The organism is Actinomycetes bacterium (assembly GCA_036510875.1).
Taxonomy (GTDB): domain Bacteria; phylum Actinomycetota; class Actinomycetes; order Prado026; family Prado026; genus DATCDE01.
The window spans coordinates 1-5218 of sequence record DATCDE010000328.1 but is presented as its reverse complement, the minus strand read 5'-3'; the positions used below and the strand labels follow the sequence as shown (position 1 = coordinate 5218).

General features: G+C 68.2%; 6 protein-coding genes. 5 read left to right on the top strand and 1 reads right to left on the bottom strand.

The genetic code is table 11. From position 1 onward, the window contains the following. The coding region (locus VIM19_18915; GenBank protein ID HEY5186917.1) for a hypothetical protein at positions 1-196 on the top strand (196 nt) is incomplete at its 5' end. Positions 197-447: 251 nt separating this feature from the next. Here VIM19_18915 and VIM19_18910 read toward each other — a convergent pair. Then, the gene (locus VIM19_18910) at positions 448-1863 is read right to left on the bottom strand and encodes a DUF2252 domain-containing protein (GenBank protein HEY5186916.1); all 1416 of its coding nucleotides are present in this window, start codon (positions 1861-1863) and stop codon (positions 448-450) included. Positions 1864-2635: 772 nt separating this feature from the next. Here VIM19_18910 and VIM19_18905 point away from each other — a divergent pair. The 4 genes from VIM19_18905 (at position 2636) to VIM19_18890 (ending at position 5131) form a co-directional block, all read left to right on the top strand. After that, entirely contained in the window at positions 2636-3799 is a 1164-nt protein-coding gene (locus VIM19_18905; GenBank protein HEY5186915.1) for a 50S ribosomal protein L11 methyltransferase, read from the top strand. Between the two features lie 183 nt (positions 3800-3982). Further along, positions 3983-4228, top strand: a complete 246-nt coding sequence (locus tag VIM19_18900) for an SHOCT domain-containing protein (GenBank protein ID HEY5186914.1) — start codon at positions 3983-3985, stop codon at positions 4226-4228. A 33-nt stretch (positions 4229-4261) separates the two neighbouring features. Beyond that, positions 4262-4681 carry a nuclear transport factor 2 family protein gene (locus VIM19_18895; GenBank protein ID HEY5186913.1) on the top strand — a complete coding sequence of 140 codons (420 nt, stop codon included), beginning with the start codon at positions 4262-4264 and terminating at the stop codon, positions 4679-4681. Positions 4682-4705: 24 nt separating this feature from the next. Then, on the top strand, positions 4706-5131 hold the full coding sequence (locus VIM19_18890) for a GNAT family N-acetyltransferase (protein HEY5186912.1): 426 nt from the start codon (positions 4706-4708) through the stop codon (positions 5129-5131). Positions 5132-5218 lie beyond the last annotated feature (87 nt).

Sequence of the window (5218 nt, the reverse complement as noted above, 5' to 3'; positions counted from 1 at the left end):
CCGCGCCCTAGCGGCGGCCCGACTGCGCAAGACGTTGGTGGGGGCGCCGCCACCGATCGTCGGTTCCGCGCGAGACGCGTACCGCGCCCTGCTCGAGTCTCGGGTGGGGGACACCCACGCGCCCCCGGCCGAACCCCCCAGCCGCGGCGGCAGAGACCCATCCGGCCGCCTGACCGGTGCCGACCATGGTCGGTGAGCGTGCGTGAGTCGCCCGACTGCGACGAACGATGCCGGAGTCGGGCCAACGCGAGCGACGAACTGAAGGGGAGAAAGGTCCCGCGGCCGACTGCGCGGGGGTGAGGCAGGAGCCCGTGGCGGGCGCGAACGCCAGTTCGACAGCCGGAGAGTCAAGCGAGGGCAGAACTCATGCGATGGGACGTGACCAAGTCCTGCGGACGGCGATCAACCTCGTTTCTGCTTCCTTCTGGGTTGGCTTGTCTGCCCACGTCACACACCCTCGAGTGCGGAGAGCCGGCCGGATTCGATGCTTTCGAGGAATGCCTGGTAGTCGCGCTCGTTCTGATCGGCGTACCGCCTGGCGAAGTCGACGATCGCTCGGTCGAACGCATCGGAGTTACCGAGGTAGGCGGACATGGCGACTGGGTCCCCGGTGCGGGCGTGCGCTCTGGCCAGGGTCCAGCCGCACAGCCCAGCGTAGAACTCGAGGGCGGTCGGCGACATGAGCTCCACGAGGGCGGAGCCCTTCATGTCACGAAGCTGGCGCCAGTAGAAGTACCGCGAAGTGTCCCGCCCACGCGTCCAGCCCAGGAAGACGTCACTGGCGGCCTGCATCCTGCGCTGGCCCTGGACGACGCGGTCGCCGTGCTGGGTGTACCGGCTCTTGGGCAGGTGGTCCTCGAGGACTGACGCGGTGGCCTCCTTCACCTGCAGGAAGAGCGGGTCACCGTCGTCGCGACCTTGGAGCAGCACGATGAACGCCCGGGTCCCCACGCTGCCGACTCCGACCACTTTGCGGGCCATGTCGACGACCTGGAACCGCTCGAGCAGGTCCCGTCGGTCAGGCTGCAAGGTCGCGCGGTAGGCACGGAACTGTGCATGGACGGCGGCCTGGACGGCGTCCGGCGACAGGCCGTACGTCTCCGCCAGGTCGCGCATCGGGACCACGATCGGCGGTCGACTGACGATGCGGTGGGTACCGTCGACGTTCTCGGCCAGTTTCGAAAGTGCTTGCAGACTGTCTCGGGTGCGTGCCTTTTCGATGTTCCTCTCGCCGCGCCGGATGTCCTTCTTGGTGGCCTTGTTCTTGGCCGTGGACCGGACTGCGGCGGCGATGTCCTCCTCAGCGAGATGGGCGTACCAGATGTCCATGGTTCGCATCTGCGCGAAGTCGGCCATCGCCTCGCGGTATGCGGCCACGGAGGCCCTGGCGGCGGCTTTCGTGTCTGCCTTGGTGTGACCGTTGTTGCGCGATGCGACGGTGAAGCTCGCCGCCATTCGCTTGACGTCGTACTCGAAGGGCCCGGGGAGTGTCTCGTCGAAGTCGTTGAGGTCGAACAGCAGGCGCCGCTCGGGCGACGCGAAGAAGCCGAAGTTAGATAGGTGCGCATCACCGCACAGCTGCACGGTGAGCCCGGCCCTGGGTGTGTCCTTCAGGTCAGCGGCCATGATCTTGGCGGCGCCGCGATAGAAGGTGAACGGGGAAACGATCATTCGGCCGTGGCGGACCGGGACCAGATCCGGCTCCCGGGTGGCGTCCTGCTCCTCCAGGAGGGCGACCGGGTCGGGGCGGGCCAATGCCGACCTCCAGCCCTCGCTGCTCGACGGCGGCGTCCGGTCCCTGGCTGACTGCCCGAGAGCCCTGCGTTCGTCGAGTGTGAGATGCACGACCTTGTTCGCCGCCATCGTGCTCACCACCTGCCCTCCGGGTGGGGTGCCTCCTAGCCTCTACCGTCGCTCAGGGGAGGACATCACCCCTGCCGGGTGAAACCGGATGTCCGTGGGAGGTGGCCGTGCCGCCTCCCGCCTAGGCCCGCAGCGTTCAAGGGGGGACACAACGGGGTGGGACCGGGGGCAGCTGGGGGTCCGCGCGGGACAGGTGGGCCAAGTGCGGCTGCCCAGCAGCGACCTGGACAGTCGAGCCGCGCGAACTCTCGGGGGTGGCCTCGAGGATCGGGGCGTCTCGCCTCGAAGGTCCGGCGAACCGCACGGAGACCGTCCCGGTCACGCTCTTCACGGACTGGTTTCAGGCCGACGCTGCCAGGGATGTGTACCGGGGCGACTACCTGGCCAAGCGAGTCCCCGAACCCCTTGCCCGAGTTCGAGTAGCAATCAACGCGGCGGCGCTCTACCTGACGATGGTCTGACCCCACCTCCTCGACCTTGGGTTGAGCACCGTGCCCAGGGGAACGGCTCCACGAGGGTGCGGCCAGAACGGAAGCCCTGGTACCCGACACGTGCGCGATGGCGTCGACGGCGTCGGAGTTCCGGCGGGGGCGTGGTTGTTCCCCCGATCATTCCGAGTGGCGGCCGAGCACGCGCGAGTAGTGTCGCCGCTGAGTGGCCGAGATCCATACCGTCTGGGGCGGGGTTCCGACTGGGGAGGGGGCAGGTCGACGCCGTGCCGGATGCCCAGCTTTCGCCAGACACGATCCTGCAGATCGCGCCGGATATTCGGATGCGCTTCGACTCGACCGGCCACCTGCTCATCGACTCGCCGACTGGCACGGTGGTGGACGCCGGCCCACGAGGGTTCGCGGTCGTCTCGCTGTTCGCGCAACCGGTCTCCCTCGGCACCGCCATCGCGCGGCTGGAGGCGAAGGAGCACGGTTCGACCGACTTCGCGCCGACCATGGGGCTCGTGAACCTGCTGCTCGAGGAGGGGGCGCTCGTGTCCCCGGGTGCAGACCGCGGCCAGACGCGCGGGTGGGCCGACCCGGTCGAGCACGCCCGCATGTTGCACGACCAACGCCGTACCGGCGACTACCTGGCCGCGATCGCGGTCGCAGTCCGACCAGGCGACGTGGTCTTGGACATCGGCACCGGCAGCGGAGTCCTCGCGGTCGCCGCAGCCCGAGCAGGTGCCCGGCACGTCTACGCCATCGAGGCCAGCGACATCGCAGGTGTAGCGGAACGGGTGTTCGCAGTGAACGGCGTGGCCGACCGGGTGACGCTCATCCCGGGATGGTCCCGTCAGGTCGACCTGCCGGAGCCCGCCGACCTCCTGATTTCGGAGATCATCGGCAGCGAGCCGCTGGACGAGGAAATTCTCGAGACCACTTTGGACGCTCGCCGCCGCCTACTGGCTCCGGGGGCCAGGCTCGTCCCGCACACCCTCACCCTGATGGCACGACCGCTACGGATCCCGGATGTCGACATGCGTCAGCGAGCGATCGGACCAAGCGCGGTCCGGCGCTGGCAGAATCTGTACGGGATGGACTTCCAGCCGCTGCTGGATGCCGCCCATCCCGGGCCTGTCCATGTCCCCACCGAAGGTGAAGTGGCCGCAGCCTGGCCCCCGGTCGGCCCGACAGTCGTCCTTGCAACCATCGATCTCACCAGTTTCGAGGAAGCCACCCTGAAGGCCTCGGCAGATCTGAAGGTCGACGGCCAGCGAGAGGTCAACGCCGTCGCCATCACCTTCCGAGCCGGACTGTACGGGGTCGTCATCCACACCCTCGACCCCTGGAGCTGGCCGGTCTCCAGCTGGTCAACCTCCGTCTGGGTGCTCCCCGATTCCCTGCGGATCGGCCCGGAGGACGCGTTGAGGATTGACTACCATCGCCGGGTGCCGGGAACGCCGGACGGCCTGAACTGCCATGTGGTTCGCCGGGTGGACTGACGTCAGCCCGCGGCCACGGGGATTCGGCGTCGTCGGTGCGGCACTTGTGCCGCAACTGGCGATAGGGACAGAGTGTGCCGTGTGGGCGTGGCCCACGCCTGAAGGGGTCGGAGCGCAGGGCTGTTCGCGGAACAGGAGAACGTCATGGGAATGATGCGTAGGCGTGCTCGCCGCAGGACCGCGATGGTGGTGGGTGGCGCGGCCTACGCCCGCGGGCGAAATCGAGGCCAGCAGGACGCCCAAGCGGAGGATTACCCGCCCGAGCCCGAGCAGCAGGTGCAGTACGCGCCGCCGGCACCGCCGCCGCCTGCGCCGACGAACGGGCCATCGGACCTCGACCAGCTCAAGGGGCTCGCCGAGCTTCATGACTCCGGTGCCCTCACCGACGACGAGTTCGCCGCCGAGAAGGCCAAGATCCTCGGCGGCTGACCAGCCGCCTTTCACCGTCGCGAAGGGAATCCCATGGCGCAGAGCACGCGCAGCGATGTGCTGCGACGAGCGCTGGAGGCGTGCCTCGTCGGTGACGTCGATGCACTGCCGGAGCTGTTCACCGACGATGCCAGCGTTTGGTCGCCGAACATGCTGGCCACCTCGCTCGGAGAGCTGGCCGAGGCTGTCGGCGACCGTGACGGCTCGTTATCGGACGTCAACCTGCAAATCGACGCCCTCGACGTCGTAGGCAACAAGGGCTTCGTCGAGTACCGCGTGAGCGCGGTGTTCTCCGGCCCCTTCGTGCTCGACGAAGACCGCGCCATCGAGCCCAACGGGCAGACGATCCTGATCGGCGCCGCGCTGGTTGCAGATTTCGATGGGGACAAGATCGCCGCCCTCCGCAACTACTTCGACGACTCCACGTTGATGGAGCAGATGCTCCTCACCTAGACCGGCCGCAACCCACCATCAGCCATGGACCACACCTTCCGGCTCGTCGTCGAGGACGCCCCGGACGCGGCGGACCTGGCCTGGCTCGAGGAGAAGGTAGCTGCCGCCGCTGCGGCCGCCGCCGGGGACGAAGTCGAGCAGGAGCTGGCCGTGTTCGTCCGGGGTGACCGAGGGGCCTTGCTCGGAGGGATCTGCGGCATCACCTGGGGCGGGTACTGCGAGCTGCACGCCATGTGGGTCGACGAATCCGTTCGTGGTCGCGGGCTGGCGCGCAGGCTCCTGGCTGCGGCAGAGGACGAGTCCCGCCGGCGAGGCTGCGCAATGGTGCTGTTCATGGCCTACGACTTACTGGTGCCGAACCTGTACGAACGGCTCGGGTACGAGACCGTCGCCGTGGTCGAGGACTGCCCAGCCGGTAGCGCAGCCAGGTGGTACCGCAAACGCCTGTGACGCAGGGAGTTCGTGCAGGGACGAAGGATCCTGGAACCCGGAAGACGCTTCGTGATCTCGCTGACGCAGTGTTCTGAGTCTGCGAGA